Genomic DNA, 13,470 nt, shown 5'->3' on the forward strand with positions numbered 1-13,470 from the left:
GGCCTATATGCACGGCGCAGCACTGGCGCGCGGCCCCAGGGCGGGGTCGTCGACGTCCGCAGCCCCGGACGTTCAGTAGGCGGCGTCCACCGGGTCGGCGAGGACCGGCTCCAGCGCCTCGACGATCCGGACGTCGCCGTCCAGCCAGTCGACGGTGAGCAGGGCGTCGCGGTCCAGCCAGCGCAGCTCGTCGTGCTCCACCAGGGGCTGCGGGGTGCCGTCGGCCACGACCGCGAGCCACAGCCGCATCACGTGCCGGTCGGTGATGATCCAGGCGCCGTCGTCGGGCCCGGCGAACTCCTCCCCGAGGTCCACGCGCACGCCGAGCTCCTCGTCGAGCTCGCGGTGCAGCGCCTCGACCGGCGACTCCCCCGGGTCGACCTTGCCGCCCGGGAACTCCCACCGCCCGGCCAGGTGCGCCGGCCGACTTCGCCGGGCAGCCAGGAGGCGGCCCGGGCGGTCGAGTTCGTCGACGATCGCGGCGGCGACGACGAGGCGGCGTGCGGTCATACCCGAAAGTCTGCCATCCGGCCCCGGACGTGCGAGAGCCCCGCCCCGGCGACCTCCCCTGCCGCCGTGCGGGGCCCGCAACAACCGGCCTTCAGATGACCCCGAAGCCGGACTGTCGCGCCCACGCGACGGCCTCGGCCCGGCTCGACACGCCCAGCTTCCTGTACACGCTGCGCACCTGCGACTTCACCGTGTTGCGGGTGACGAACAGCTTGGTCGCGATCTGCTCGAGGGTGACATCCTCGGACAGGTTGGACAGGATCACGCGCTCACGACGCGTCAGCAGGCGGCTCGTCGTCAGGGGGTAGGTCAGCTCGATCGTGCTCATCGTTCTTCCTCCTCAACGGCCGCCGACCGATGGGTCGACCTGGGGAAGCCGTCATGGATGAAGAGGCCGATCCAGGGGGGTCATGACGCGGAACACAGCGATCAGATGCTGCCCCCGCACACGAAACGGCCGGCCTCACCCACTTGCGGGGTGAAGCCGGCCGTGTTGACACTGGTCAGCGCGGTGATCTCAAGCAACCAACCGGATCCCGCGCCTTTATCACGATTCGGTCACGACCTGCGCGAGGCGCGTCAGCCCGCCTGGGCGGCATACTCCTCCGCGGTGAGCAGCTCCCCGCGGGAGGTCACGTCGACCTTGAAGAGCCACCCGGCGCCGAACGGGTCGGAGCTCACCACGGCCGGGTCGTCCACGGCGGCCTGGTTGACCTCCGCCACGGTGCCGCTCACCGGCGAGTAGAGCTCCGAGACGGACTTGGTGGACTCGATCTCGCCGACGACGGCGCCCGCCTCGATCGTGGCGCCCACCTCCGGCAGCTCGAGGTACACGACGTCGCCCAGCGCGTCGGCGGCGACGGACGTGATGCCCACCGTGGCGGGCGACGCGTCGTCCAGCCACTCGTGCTCGGCGGAGTACCGGAGGTTCTCGGGGAAGTCGGCCATGGGGACTGCTCCTTCGGGGTCGGTGATGCTGGTGATGCTGGTGATGCTGGTGATGCTGGTGATGCTGGTGATGAGGACGATCGTCCTACGGGCGCTTGTAAAACGGCAGGGGCACGACGACGAACGGCTCGGCGCGGCCGCGCACGTCGACCGCCAGCTCGGTGCCCTCCCCCGAGACCTCCGGCGTCACGTACGCCATCGCCACGGGGTAGCCGAGCGTGGGCGACGGCGCCCCGGACGTCACGCGTCCGACGACGGCGCCCACGGCCCCGTCGGGGCCGCGCTGCACGACGTCGTAACCCTCCCGCGCCGGGCGCCGGCCCTCGCCGCGCAGGCCCACGAGCACCCGCGCCGGCGCGCTCTGCGCGCGCGCCGCCAGGGCCGCACGCCCGACGAACGGCAGCGGCTCGCCGTCGTCGCCCGTCTTCTCGAGCTTCACGACCCGGCCCATGCCGGCCTCGTACGGCGTGGTGGTCTCGTCGAGCTCGTGCCCGTAGAGCGGCATCCCGGCCTCGAGCCGGAGCGAGTCGCGCGCCGACAGGCCCGCGGGGACGAGGCCGCGGTCCCGGCCCGCGGCGAGCAGCGCACGCCAGAGCTCGACGGCGCGGTCCGCGGGCACGAACAGCTCGAAGCCGTCCTCCCCGGTGTATCCCGTGCGGGCCATCAGCACTTCGATGCCGGCCACCGTGGCGGGCGCCGACGCGTAGTACTTCATCGACCGGACGGCGTCCACGTGCTCCGGCGCCATGAGCGAGGCGACGATGTCCTCCGCCTGCGGTCCCTGCACCGCGACGAGCGCGGTCTCGGCGGAGCGATCGGTGACGACGGTGTCGAACCCGGCCGCGCGCGCCACGAGCTCGGCGAACACGCGCTGCGCGTTGCCGGCGTTGGCCACCACGAGGAAGTGCTGGTCGGCCAGCCGGTACACGATCAGGTCGTCGAGCACGGCGCCGTCCTCGGCGCAGATCATCGAATAGCGCGCGCGGCCGACGCCGATCGCGCTCGCGTTGCCGACCAGCGCCCGGTCGAGCGCGGCGCCCGCCTGCGGGCCCTCGAGGTGGATCTCCCCCATGTGCGACAGGTCGAACAGCCCGGCCGCCTCCCGCACCGCGCGGTGCTCGGCCAGGTCGGACGTGTAGCGCAGCGGCATCAGCCAGCCGCCGAAGCCGGTGAGGCTCGCGCCCAGCGCGACGTGCTCGTCGTGCAGGGGCGTGGTCTTGTCCTGCTTGTCCTCGGTCATCGAGGCTCCCTTCGATGGTTGAGCGTGTCGAAACCCGCCGGTCGAGCCTGTCGAAACCAGGTCTCGACAGGCTCGACCGGCGATCACTGGCGATCAGACGGCGTAGGACTCGATCGGGGGGCAGGCGCACACGAGGTTCCGGTCGCCCTTCGCCCCGTCGACGCGCCGCACCGGCGGCCAGTACTTCCCGGCCCGAAGGCTCGGCAGGGGGAACCCCGCCAGCTCGCGGGAGTAGGGGTGCGCCCACTCGTCGGTCATCACGCTCGCGGCGGTGTGCGGGGCGTGGCGCAGCGGGGAGTCGTCGGACGTCCACTCCCCCGCCGCCACCCGGTCGATCTCGCCCTTGATCGCGATCATCGCGTCGACGAAGCGGTCCAGCTCGGCCAGGTCCTCGCTCTCGGTGGGCTCCACCATCAGCGTGCCCGCCACCGGGAACGACATCGTGGGCGCGTGGAAGCCGTAGTCGATGAGGCGCTTGGCCACGTCCTCAGCCGTCACGCCGGTCTCTGCGGTCATCGGGCGCAGGTCGAGGATGCACTCGTGCGCCACCAGGCCGGTCGCGCCGGTATAGAGCACCGGGAAGTACGGGTCCAGGCGCGACGCCACGTAGTTCGCGGTGAGGACGGCAGCCTTCGACGCCTCCGTGAGCCCGTCCGGGCCCATCAGCGCGAGGTACGCGTACGAGATCGGCAGGATGCCCGCCGACCCGTGCGGGGCGGCGCTCACCGGGACGCCGCCGTTCGCTGAGCTCTTCGATACCCCGGTTTCGACAGGCTCGACCAGCGAGGCCAGCGGGTTCCCCGGCAGGAACGGCACCAGGTGCTCCGCCACCGCGACCGGGCCCACGCCCGGGCCGCCGCCGCCGTGGGGGATGCAGAACGTCTTGTGCAGGTTGAGGTGCGACACGTCGCCGCCGAACTCCCCCGGCCGCGCCAGCCCGACCAGCGCGTTCAGGTTCGCACCGTCGATGTACACCTGCCCACCGGCTTCATGTACGAGATCGCAGACCTCGCGGACGTGCTCCTCGTACACCCCGTGCGTCGACGGGTACGTGATCATGATCCCGGCCACCTGTTCGCCGTGCTGGGCCAGCTTCGCGCGCAGGTCGTCCAGCAGGATCTCGCCGTCGTCCGCCGTCGCCACCACCGCCACGCGCAGCCCCGCGAGAGCCGCCGACGCCGCGTTCGTCCCGTGCGCCGACGCCGGGATCAGCACGATGTCGCGGTGCGACTCCCCCCGCGACCGGTGGTACCCCTGGATCGCCAGCAGGCCCGCGAACTCCCCCTGCGACCCCGCATTCGGCTGCACCGACACCGCCGCGTACCCCGTGATCTCCGCGAGCTGCGCCTCCAGCAAGGAGATGAGCTCCGCATAGCCCCGTGCCTGGTCAGCCGGCACGTACGGGTGGATGTCGGCGAAGCCCGGCCAGCTGATGGCCTCCATCTCCGCCGTCGCGTTGAGCTTCATCGTGCACGAGCCCAGCGGGATCATCGTGCGGTCCAGCGCCAGGTCCTTGTCGCTCAGCGACCGCAGGTACCGGAGCATCGAGGTCTCGGAGCGGTGCATGTGGAAGATGGGGTGCTGGAGATAGGGCGTCGTTCGTGTCACCTCCGCGGGCAGGGCGGCGGCGCCCGACCCCTTGGCGTTCGGCTCACCGGCACCGCCGGCCACCGCAGTGGAGATGGCCGACAGGAGGGCCGCGACGTCGGAAGCCGTCGTCGTCTCGTCGCAGGCGATCTGTACATGGTCGGCGTCAGCCTTGTACAGGTTGTAGCCCGCTGCCGCTGCGGTCTCGACGACCTGCTGGGCGCGGCCCGGGAAGACGGCGCGGACGGTGTCGAAGAAGACGTCGTGCTCGACGTCGATGTTCGCGGCGCGCAGGCCGTCCGCGACGGCGACCGCGCGGGCGTGGGTGCGCTCGGCGATCGCGCGGAGGCCCTCGGGGCCGTGGTAGACCGCGTACATCGAGGCCACGATGGCCAGCAGGGCCTGGGCGGTGCAGATGTTGCTCGTGGCCTTCTCACGGCGGATGTGCTGCTCGCGGGTGGCGAGCGCCAGGCGCAGGCCCGTGGCGCCGTCGACGTCCGTCGAGACACCCACGAGCCGACCGGGGAGCTGACGCTCCAGGCCCTTGCGGACCGCCATGAACGCGGCGTGCGGGCCGCCGTAGAACAGCGGGACGCCGAAGCGCTGGGCCGAGCCGACCGAGACGTCCGCGCCGAGCTCGCCGGGGGAGACCAGCATCGTGAGCGCCAGGAGGTCCGTCGCCATCGTGACGAGCGCTCCGCGCTCCTTGGCCTCGGCGACCAGGTCGCGCGCGTCGAGCACGCGCCCCGACGCGCCCGCCTGCTGCACGACCACGCCGACCAGGTCGCCCTCGGGAAGGTCACCACCTGCGGCGACGTACCCGTCGAGGCCCGCGGCGAGGCCGCCGTCGAGCCCCGCCACCACGACCGGCAGGCCGATCGCCTCCGCACGCCCGCGCGTCACGGACAGGCTCTGCGGGAACAGGTCGGCGTCGAGCACCACGTAGCCGCTCTTCGCCCGCGACACCCGCCACATGAGTGCGACGGCCTCCGCGACCGCCGTCGCCTCGTCGAGCAGGGACGCGCCCGCGATGCCGAGCCCCGTGAGGTCCTCCACCGCCTGCTGGAAGTTCAGCAGCGCCTCCAGCCGGCCCTGCGAGATCTCCGGCTGGTACGGGGTGTAGGCCGTGTACCAGGCGGGGGACTCGAGCACGTTGCGGCGGATCACCGGGGGAGTGGCGGTGCCGTAGTAGCCCAGGCCGATCATCTGGCGCTTGACCTGGTTCTTCCCCGCGAGGTCGCGCAGGTGCGCGAGCACCTCGGCCTCGGAGCGGGCGGCGGGCAGGGCGAGCGGGCGGTCGGTGCGGATCGCCTTCGGGACGGCGGCGTCGACGAGCGCGTCCAGGCTGTCGTGGCCGAGCTGGTCCAGCATCGTCGCGACCTCCTGGCCGCGGGGGCCCAGGTGGCGGTCGGCGAAGACGTCGGGGTCGTACGCGGGGGAGCCGGGGGAGGTGGTCACGTCGAACGCTCCGGGAGGTCGGTCGGGCAGGCGGACGGGGACGGTCGAGTCCCTCCCCGCTCTGTCATCTGACCGCGCCGGGCTGCTGCCCGGTCGCACATCGACCTGAGAGTTTTGCCGGTCCACCTGGCATCGGCCCGGCCTGCGTCACAGCAGGCCAGGACGACGACGGGGCGCCGACTTGCACCGTCGGTGGGTCGTTCGTCGTCGCCGGCCGGGGCCGTCGGCGGCTGCGGACCGCTTTCCAGAGTTGCCTTACCGCGACGGTACGGGGTGCCTGAGAGATTCCCGGGGAGGGATTGCTCCTTCGGCGCCGGCCGCAGCGCGGACCGGTGGACCGGTCCGACGTCACGGCGCGAGCTCTCCCGACGCGGTTCGAACAGCGTGTTGCGTTGTGCGGCCGATCCTACCCGGGGAGCCGGTCGTCCCCGCCCGGCAGTCCCGTGCCGGGTCCCGCCTTCTTCGCGGCGCGACGGTCCGCCCGCGACGGCCGTTTCGCCGACGCCGACATCGAGGCCGGCGCTCCCGCCCCCTCGCGCGCCTTGCGAGCGTCACGGTGGCGGGTGCCCGTGGCGAGGCCGCCGACCAGCAGCACGGCCCCGGAGAACAGCAGGTACACGGCGAGGAGCAGGGCCATGGTCCGGGCGTCGTCGGTGCGGCGCACGAGCACGACGACCCCCAGCAGGATCCACAGGACCGCGTTCGCGAGCTGCCAGTCCCAGGCCACCGCCCGCACCGCCCGGCCCCGCAGCGCCCCGATGATCCCCGCGACGCCGGCCGCGCACGCCCAGATCCCGACGACCAGGTACATCACGGGCCCGCTCATGGACGGCCAGAGCACGATGACCAGGGCCGCCGCGATGCTCACGACGCCGGCGATGAGCCGCCAGCTCACCTCGTCGCCGTCGGACTGCTGCCCGCCCGCGCGCCGGGACGGCAGGCCCTCGACCGTCAGCAGGATCCCCTGCACCAGGATGACGATGCCGATCAGCCAGCGCAGCCAGGTCAGGCCCTCGTCCGGGTTGGCGAACAGGACGACGCCGGCCACGAGGTAGGCGAGGGCCCGCACGTACACGAGCCCCCACAACCGCCGGGCCGTGCCCAGCGCGCGTTCCGACAGCGGCGCGTCCCCGCTGGTCGTGCCGGACGTTGAGTCGCTCATGCTGGCGATGCTAGGAGCGCAGCGGCCGCGCCGCGCGCCAGGAAGCCGCGGCCGCGACGGGCCGCAACAGGCCGGGTCAGCCCAGCTCGAGGTCGCGGGTCACCTCGACCATCGCGTCCACCACGGCCCGCACGGCGGGGCCGGGCTCGTGCCGGGTGGCGCGGTGCCGGGCCACGATGCGCCGGGTGCCGAGCCCGGCGAGGCGCGCCACCTCGATGCCCTCCGGCACGTCCCCGCCCTCGAGCGCGAGCGCGGGGAGCATCGCCACGCCCTGGTTCGCGGCGACGAGGGAGAGCGCCGTGTCGAAGTCGAAGAAGGCGTGCCGGGTGGTGAACGACGTGCCCAGGGTGCGCGCCAGGCGCCGCAGCGCGCGGTCGGACGCGGTGCCGGGCTCGGCACCGATCCATTGGAAGTTGCCGAGGTCGTCGAGGCGCTCGGGCATCGGCATCGCGGCCGGGACGACGACGCACCACGGCTCGTCGAGCAGCGGCACGTCGTGCACGCCGCGGGGGGCGGGGGCGTCCATGTCCACGTCGCGTTCGAGCAGGATGACGTCGAGGTCGCCGGCGCGCAGCATCCGGACGGCCTCGGCGGGTTCCTGCTCGCGCACGTCGACCTCGACGCCCGGGTACTGCTCGGCGAGGTCGACCAGCATCGGTGCCACGACGGCACGGATGGCCGACTGGAATGCCCCGAGCACGACCTTGCCGCTCACGCCCTCGCCGAGGGCGGCGATCGCCTGGCGGGCCTCGAGCAGCTCGGCCTCGATGCGTTCCCCGGCCTCGGCCAGCACGCGGCCCGCCGGGGTGAGCGTGACGCCGCGCGGGCCGCGATCAAGCACGGCGATGCCCTCCTCGGACTCCAAACGGGCGATCTGCTGGGAGACGGCGGACGGGGTGACATGCAGAAGATCTGCTGCCGCGAGCACGCCCCCGGCGCGGTGCACGGCAAGGAGGAAGGCAAGTCTTCGTGGGTCGGTGGCCATGTAGCGATACTAACTGCCGGTAGCAGAAAGATTTGATTGCGCTGAAGGCCATTCGTGTCTCAGAATGGTCACAGCGCCGGCCGGCCCGGCCAGCTCCCCGGTTCTCGGGGAGGGCGCACACACCCTCAGATCAACCACTCGCCGTGGCACGCCTGTGCCGCGCCGGCCCCCGGAGGTGCCCGTCATGACGATCTCCCTTCTGACCGTGATTACCGCCTTCGGGTGGGTCGGCGCGATCGCCGTCGTCCTCGCCTACGGCATGGTGAGCAAGGGCCGCTGGACGGCCGACGGTCTCCCGTTCCAGCTGTCCAACGTCGCCGGCGCGTTCGTGATGCTCCTCATCGCGATCGTGAACGGCATCTGGCCGTCCGCGCTGGCGAACGTCGCCGCCGTCATCATCGGCGCCCTCGCGATGCGCACGATCGCCCGCGCCCGCCGGTCCGAGCGGGCCGCGCTCGCCCAGGTGTCCGGCGCCCCCGCCGTCGCGGCGGTCGTCGACGGGTCGCAGGACCCGACCACCGGCGGCATCGAGGCGACCGTCACCGACGCGCCCTTCGTGCACAAGCTCGAGACCGCGGAGCGCGTCGACCTCGCCGCCTGACGCGCTCGCGCCGCCCGCGGCGCGGCACGTTCAGGCCCGGCGGTGCACGACGGCGGGCACCACGGCCCACAGGCCGAGCAGCACCACCGCGGCGCTCGCCCCGACGACTATTCCCGTCGCCCGTCCCACGACGACGTCGAAGACCAGCAGCGCCGTCCCCGACAGCGCGATGGCGAGCAGCACCAGACCGGCCCGCGTCATCCGATCCCCGCCCGTGACCACCGAGTGCTTCATGTGCTTGCGGAACAGGGCGCGGTGCAGTGCGACCGGCGCCACGAGCAGGCCCGTCGTCGCGATGCACACCAGCACCAGCGTGAGGTAGACCGTGCGCTGGTAGTCGTCCAGCTCGGAGAAGCGCGACTGGAACGGCAGGATCAGCAGGAACCCCGTGAGGATCTGCACGCCGGTCTGCATGACGCGCAGCTCCTGCAGCAGCTCGTTCCAGTTGCGGTCCGACCGCTGTTCCGGGGTCTCCGGCCGGCCGCGCCTGCGGTCGGTCGCGCCACCCGTCAGCTCGTCGCTCACCTGCCGTCGCCCCCCGCTCCGCCCTCCGCGCAGTCCTCCGCGCCGAGCGCGAGGTCGACCACGACCGCGCGATGGTCGCTGAGTCCCAGGTCGACCGCACGCGCTGCCGTGACGGCGGCCACCGGGCCGTCGACCAGCACGTGATCGATCCGGAGCCACGGGCGCGCCCGCGGATACGTCGGCACCTGCACCAGCTCGCGCCAGCCCGTCCGTCTCGCCGGGAGGTCGTCGCGGGTGTTGAGGTCGCCCAGCAGCACGATCGGGCGCGGGGCGTGCCGGAGTCGTTGCCGCAGGCGCCGCAGCTGCACCCGCTTCCAGGGGTCGCCGGTGGAGAGGTGCGTCGTGACGACGGTCAGCGGGCCCGCCGGCGTGACGATCGCCGCGGCGAGCGCGACCCGCGGCTCATCCACCCCGAGCGGAGGCAGGCCGGGAACGTTGAGGCCCGGCAGCAGCATCGGGTGCCAGGCGCGCACCGGATGCCGGGAAAGGAGCGCGACGCCGTAGCCCGGGCGGTCGGACGGCGGGCCTGACACGCTCGCGGTGACCACACCGGTCCGGCGGCGGCCGAGCGTCCGCTCGAGCGGTCCGCTCAGCGCAGGCACGTACCGGTGCTCGGGCATCCCCAACGCGTGCGCGAGCGCGCGCGCCTGGTCGGCGTTGCCCGACCGCGCCTGGTCGCGATCCACCTCCTGCAGCGCAATCACGTCAGCGTCGAGGCTCCCGAGGGCCTCGCCCAGGCGGTCGAGATCCGCGCGCCCGTCGTCGTCGAGCGCGTGCTGGACGTTCGCCGTCACGAGCCGGATCATCCGCCCCCTCCCACATCCGCCTCCCACATCCGCCAGGTACCACGAAACCTGCCGAGGTAGCCCCGGATGCCGCGAGGTAGTGCGATTCTCGGCGAGGTAGTCCCGTTTTCGGCGAGGTAGTCCCGTTTTCGGTGGGGTAGTCCTTGTGCGACGCCCGGCCGCCGTCGGGCCCTCCGACGATCGTTGTCCCTCGCGCTAGATCCCGCGACCTCGACGCCCGAGGAGGAACTACCTCGGCGGATTTCGAACTACCTCGCCGAAACCGGGACTACCTCGTCGGATTTCGAACTACCTCGCCGAAACCGGGACTACCTCGTCGGATTTCGAACTACCTCGCCGAAACCGGGACTACCTCGCCGCTCGGGGGTACTACCTCGCGTGGTTTCGAACTACCTCGCGAGATGCGGGACTACCTNTCGGATTTCGAACTACCTCGCCGAAACCGGGACTACCTCGTCGGATTTCGAACTACCTCGCCGAAACCGGGACTACCTCGCCGCTCGGGGGTACTACCTCGCGTGGTTTCGAACTACCTCGCGAGATGCGGGACTACCTCGGCGCTCGGGGGCACTACCTCGCGGGATTTCGGACTACCTCGCGGTCAGAGGGTGCGGTGCCAGGCGACGATGCGGTCGACGGCGCGGGAGACGACGTCGGGTGCGGCGGCGAAGGACAGGCGTACCCAGTCGCCGCCGTTCACGGCGTCGAAGTCGGCGCCGGGCGTGATCGCGACGTCGGCCTCGGCCAGGAGGCGGCGGCAGTAGGTCACGGAGTCGCCGCCGACGGCGTCACGGAAGCCCGCGATGTTTCCGTACAGGTAGAACGCCCCGTCCGCAGGGGCGACCGGGCGCCAACCGAGCTCGTCGATGCGGTCGAGCAGGGCGGCGCGGGACGCCGCGTACCGCGCGACGTTCTCGGCCGCGGCGGCGTAGCCGGCGGGGGAGAAGGCGGCGACGCCCGCGTGCTGCGCCAGCGCCGGGGGCGACAGGGCCACGTTGCCGGCGAGAGCGTCCACCGGGACCAGCAGCTCGTCGGGTAGCACGAGCCAGCCGAGCCGCCAGCCCGTCATCGCCCAATACTTGGAGAACGAGTTCACCACCACCGCGCCGGAGTTCGTGTACATCGCCGCGGTGGCCTGCTGTACGTCCTCGGTGTAGGCGATGCCGTGGTAGATCTCGTCGCTGATCAGGCGGACGTCGTGCTCCTCGCACCAGCGCGCGAGGGCGGCCAGCTCGGCCGGCGGGAGCATCGTCCCGGTCGGGTTGGCGGGGGAGGCGACGACGAGGCCGTCCAGACCGCCGCCGTAGTACGCCTCCATGAGCTGCGAGATCGTGGGCTGGTACCGGGTGGTCGGGCCGCAGTCGAGCTCGACCACCTCGCACCCGAGCGCAGCCAGGATGTTCTTGTACGCGGGGTACCCGGGCCGGGCGAGCGCCACCCGGTCCCCGACGTCGAACGCGGCCAGGAAGGCGAGCAGGAACCCGCCGCTCGACCCGGTCGTCACCGCGACCCGTGCCGGGTCCACCTCGACGTCGTACCAGCGCCGGTAGTGCGCGGCGATCTCCGCGCGCAGGGCGGGCACTCCCAGGGACTCGGTGTAGCCGAGGTCCGCGGTGCGCAACAGCTCCGCCGCCCGCTCGCGCACGACGTCGGACGCTCCGGTGGAGGGCTCGCCCGCGCACAGATTGAGCACGTCGTGCCCGGCCGCGCGGCGCTCGTTCGCCGACGCCAGCACCTGCATGACGGCGAACGGGGGGACGTGGCTGCGGCGGGAGACCTTCATGCCGCCATCATGCCGCGTCGGCCCGCCGGCCCAGCGGTCTCAGATCGTCCGCACCTCGTGGGCACCGAAGGCCGGATCGACCGTCGCGACGACGAGATCCTCGACCTGCGCCTGCGCGACGATCATGCGGTCGAACGGGTCACGGTGGTGCCAGGGCAGACCGCGCAGCTGCTCGGCGTGCTCCGGCTCGAGGCTCAGCGCCATGAGGCCTCCGTCGACGAGCGCGTCCGCAAAGCCCTCCGGGACTGGAGCTTGCCGGGCGAATCCTCGATCGCGACCTCGGTGTGTGCCTTGGCCTCGTAGATGCTCACGTGCGCGGTCACCTCCTCCTCCTCGATAGTCAGACCAGGTCAGACCAGATCTGACCAGATCGGTGGGGGCGGGACGCGAATACGCTGGGGCGAGTCGACCGAGGGGAATGCTGATGTTCCGACGCCGTCACGGCCACGAGAGCGACCCTGCACGCCGGGCCGCGCAGTACCAGGTGGAACGCGAGATCGCCGCCGACGAGCAAGAGAGTCCCGGCGGCGACGAGCCGCCCGGCGAGAGCCGCCCGGCGCGCCGCATGGACGACCGCGCCCTGTGGGTCGACACCGTCGTCGACCAGGCGATCCGGCGCGGCGAGTTCGACGACCTGCCGCTGGCGGGCAAGCCGATCCCGGGGCTGGGCGGCACGCACGACCCGGACTGGTGGCTCAAGAACCTCGTGGAGCGCGAGCAGATCACGGGCGTGCTCCCGGCCGCGCAGCTGCGCCGCGACGCCGCCGAGCTCGACGAGGCCCTCGACCGCGAGCCCGAGGAGGCCCGGGTGCGCACGATCGTCGAGGAGTTCAACGCACGCGTGATCGACGCCCGTCGCCAGCTCATGGGCGGCCCGCCGGTGGTGACCCCCACGCGCGACGTCGAGCGCGAGGTGCAGCGGTGGCGCGAACGCCGGCGCGCCCGCGGGATCCGCTGAGGCCAGGCGCCACCCGTACCGTGGTCCTGTGACGACGCTCAGCGACCCACCCTGACCGCCGCCTGCCTGGTGTCGCGCGCGGCGACGGCGCTCGCCGTCGTGCCCCGGCCCACGACGGTGGACGGCATCGTCGCGGGCGACCCGGCCACCGTGGTGCGCGGGGTCGCCGTGACCACCCTGGCGACGCTCGAGGTGCTGGAGGCCGCGGTCGCGGCGGGCGTGAACGTCGTCGTCTCCCACGAGCCCATGGACTACGACCACACGGGCGCGTCGGTATCCGATCTGGAGGCCGAGGGCGACCCCGTCCTCGCCGCGAAGCGGGCGTTCGTCGCCGAGCACGAGCTCGTCGTCTGGCGCGCGCACGACGCCTGGCACGACCGGAGGCCCGACGGCGTGGACGAGGGCGCGGCGCGCGCGCTGGGCTGGGCGCTCGACCCCGCGGCGGAGGACGCGTCGCTGTGCGACGTCGGCCCGACGACGCTGGGCGAGCTGGCCGCGCACGTCGCCGCGGCGCTCGGCGCCCGCACCGCGCGGTTCGTGGGCCACCCGGATCTGCCCGTGCGGCGCGTGGGCCTCAACCTGGGATTCCGCGGCTTCGCCGGCAACCGCGCGCTGCTGCGGCACGACGGCGTGGACGCCGTGCTGGTGGGGGAGGCGCACGAGTGGGAGACCGGCTCGTACGCCGTCGACGCCGCCCATCTCGGCACCCGCGAGGGAGCGCCGGGCGGCACTGGCCTCGTCGTGGTCGGGCACATCCCCTCCGAGCAGGCCGGCATGGCATTCTTCGCCGACTGGCTGCGCGACGTCGTCCCTGAGGTGCCGGTCACGTTCGTGCCGACCCAGGACCTCGCCCACCCGGCACGCACCACAGCGGGCACGGCAGGGTGAGCGGGGCCCGCTAGGCAGG

At 72.8% G+C, this 13,470-nt stretch carries 15 protein-coding genes and 1 riboswitch; of the genes, 3 read left to right on the plus strand and 12 right to left on the minus strand.

Going from position 1 to position 13,470, the window contains the following annotated elements:
• Positions 1-72 precede the first annotated feature (72 nt).
• The 7 genes from AC1C2V_RS16545 to AC1C2V_RS16575 all read right to left on the minus strand — a co-directional run bounded on the left by AC1C2V_RS16545 (position 73) and on the right by AC1C2V_RS16575 (position 7,890).
• Positions 73-510 (minus strand): (deoxy)nucleoside triphosphate pyrophosphohydrolase, encoded by a 438-nt coding sequence (locus tag AC1C2V_RS16545; protein ID WP_495390738.1) that lies wholly within the window; start codon positions 508-510, stop codon positions 73-75.
• Between the two features lie 91 nt (positions 511-601).
• Positions 602-838: a helix-turn-helix domain-containing protein gene (locus AC1C2V_RS16550; protein WP_495390739.1), complete on the minus strand. Its 237-nt coding sequence runs from the start codon at positions 836-838 to the stop codon at positions 602-604.
• Positions 839-1,089: 251 nt separating this feature from the next.
• On the minus strand, positions 1,090-1,458 hold the full coding sequence (gene gcvH / locus AC1C2V_RS16555; RefSeq protein WP_495390740.1) for a glycine cleavage system protein GcvH: 369 nt from the start codon (positions 1,456-1,458) through the stop codon (positions 1,090-1,092).
• A gap of 85 nt (positions 1,459-1,543) precedes the next feature.
• Positions 1,544-2,698 (minus strand): glycine cleavage system aminomethyltransferase GcvT, encoded by a 1,155-nt coding sequence (gcvT, locus tag AC1C2V_RS16560; RefSeq protein ID WP_495390741.1) that lies wholly within the window; start codon positions 2,696-2,698, stop codon positions 1,544-1,546.
• A 93-nt stretch (positions 2,699-2,791) separates the two neighbouring features.
• On the minus strand, positions 2,792-5,743 hold the full coding sequence (gcvP, locus tag AC1C2V_RS16565) for an aminomethyl-transferring glycine dehydrogenase (protein ID WP_495390742.1): 2,952 nt from the start codon (positions 5,741-5,743) through the stop codon (positions 2,792-2,794).
• Between the two features lie 254 nt (positions 5,744-5,997).
• Positions 5,998-6,121, minus strand: a riboswitch (glycine riboswitch).
• A 28-nt stretch (positions 6,122-6,149) separates the two neighbouring features.
• Positions 6,150-6,905 (minus strand): HdeD family acid-resistance protein, encoded by a 756-nt coding sequence (locus tag AC1C2V_RS16570; protein WP_495390743.1) that lies wholly within the window; start codon positions 6,903-6,905, stop codon positions 6,150-6,152.
• Positions 6,906-6,981: 76 nt separating this feature from the next.
• Positions 6,982-7,890 (minus strand): LysR family transcriptional regulator, encoded by a 909-nt coding sequence (locus tag AC1C2V_RS16575; protein ID WP_495390744.1) that lies wholly within the window; start codon positions 7,888-7,890, stop codon positions 6,982-6,984.
• A gap of 184 nt (positions 7,891-8,074) precedes the next feature.
• Between AC1C2V_RS16575 and AC1C2V_RS16580 the strand changes: the two genes are divergently transcribed.
• The gene (locus AC1C2V_RS16580) at positions 8,075-8,491 is read left to right on the plus strand and encodes a CBU_0592 family membrane protein (protein ID WP_495390745.1); all 417 of its coding nucleotides are present in this window, start codon (positions 8,075-8,077) and stop codon (positions 8,489-8,491) included.
• Between the two features lie 30 nt (positions 8,492-8,521).
• On the opposite strand, the gene AC1C2V_RS16585 is transcribed toward AC1C2V_RS16580, so the two are convergent.
• From AC1C2V_RS16585 to AC1C2V_RS16605, 5 genes are all read right to left on the minus strand, one after another.
• Positions 8,522-9,016 carry a DUF6328 family protein gene (locus AC1C2V_RS16585; protein ID WP_495390746.1) on the minus strand — a complete coding sequence of 165 codons (495 nt, stop codon included), beginning with the start codon at positions 9,014-9,016 and terminating at the stop codon, positions 8,522-8,524.
• Positions 9,013-9,822: an endonuclease/exonuclease/phosphatase family protein gene (locus AC1C2V_RS16590; RefSeq protein WP_495390747.1), complete on the minus strand. Its 810-nt coding sequence runs from the start codon at positions 9,820-9,822 to the stop codon at positions 9,013-9,015. The genes AC1C2V_RS16585 and AC1C2V_RS16590 overlap by 4 nt, the downstream gene beginning before the upstream one ends.
• 601 nt (positions 9,823-10,423) lie before the next feature.
• Positions 10,424-11,605 (minus strand): aminotransferase class I/II-fold pyridoxal phosphate-dependent enzyme, encoded by a 1,182-nt coding sequence (locus AC1C2V_RS16595; protein ID WP_495390748.1) that lies wholly within the window; start codon positions 11,603-11,605, stop codon positions 10,424-10,426.
• A 39-nt stretch (positions 11,606-11,644) separates the two neighbouring features.
• Positions 11,645-11,809, minus strand: coding sequence for a type II toxin-antitoxin system VapC family toxin (locus AC1C2V_RS16600; protein ID WP_495390749.1), 165 nt, complete (start codon positions 11,807-11,809; stop codon positions 11,645-11,647).
• Positions 11,800-11,928 (minus strand): hypothetical protein, encoded by a 129-nt coding sequence (locus AC1C2V_RS16605; RefSeq protein ID WP_495390750.1) that lies wholly within the window; start codon positions 11,926-11,928, stop codon positions 11,800-11,802. Before AC1C2V_RS16605 ends, AC1C2V_RS16600 begins: the two co-directional genes overlap by 10 nt.
• Positions 11,929-12,029: 101 nt before the next feature.
• Here AC1C2V_RS16605 and AC1C2V_RS16610 point away from each other — a divergent pair, with 101 nt between their 5' ends.
• Positions 12,030-12,563, plus strand: coding sequence for a DnaJ family domain-containing protein (locus AC1C2V_RS16610; protein WP_495390751.1), 534 nt, complete (start codon positions 12,030-12,032; stop codon positions 12,561-12,563).
• A gap of 69 nt (positions 12,564-12,632) precedes the next feature.
• Positions 12,633-13,451, plus strand: a complete 819-nt coding sequence (locus AC1C2V_RS16615; RefSeq protein ID WP_495390752.1) for a Nif3-like dinuclear metal center hexameric protein — start codon at positions 12,633-12,635, stop codon at positions 13,449-13,451.
• Positions 13,452-13,470: the final 19 nt, after the last annotated feature.

The sequence above is a fragment of the Isoptericola sp. Y541 genome (assembly GCF_059445465.1).

Coding starts and splice junctions, on each gene's coding strand:
- AC1C2V_RS16545 (WP_495390738.1), bottom strand. CDS start 510: ATGACCGCACGCCGCCTCGTCGTCGCCGCCGCGATCGTCGACGAACTC.
- AC1C2V_RS16550 (WP_495390739.1), bottom strand. CDS start 838: ATGAGCACGATCGAGCTGACCTACCCCCTGACGACGAGCCGCCTGCTG.
- gcvH (WP_495390740.1), bottom strand. CDS start 1,458: ATGGCCGACTTCCCCGAGAACCTCCGGTACTCCGCCGAGCACGAGTGG.
- gcvT (WP_495390741.1), bottom strand. CDS start 2,698: ATGACCGAGGACAAGCAGGACAAGACCACGCCCCTGCACGACGAGCAC.
- AC1C2V_RS16570 (WP_495390743.1), bottom strand. CDS start 6,905: ATGAGCGACTCAACGTCCGGCACGACCAGCGGGGACGCGCCGCTGTCG.
- AC1C2V_RS16575 (WP_495390744.1), bottom strand. CDS start 7,890: ATGGCCACCGACCCACGAAGACTTGCCTTCCTCCTTGCCGTGCACCGC.
- AC1C2V_RS16580 (WP_495390745.1), top strand. CDS start 8,075: ATGACGATCTCCCTTCTGACCGTGATTACCGCCTTCGGGTGGGTCGGC.
- AC1C2V_RS16590 (WP_495390747.1), bottom strand. CDS start 9,822: ATGATCCGGCTCGTGACGGCGAACGTCCAGCACGCGCTCGACGACGAC.
- AC1C2V_RS16595 (WP_495390748.1), bottom strand. CDS start 11,605: ATGAAGGTCTCCCGCCGCAGCCACGTCCCCCCGTTCGCCGTCATGCAG.
- AC1C2V_RS16600 (WP_495390749.1), bottom strand. CDS start 11,809: ATGGCGCTGAGCCTCGAGCCGGAGCACGCCGAGCAGCTGCGCGGTCTG.
- AC1C2V_RS16610 (WP_495390751.1), top strand. CDS start 12,030: ATGTTCCGACGCCGTCACGGCCACGAGAGCGACCCTGCACGCCGGGCC.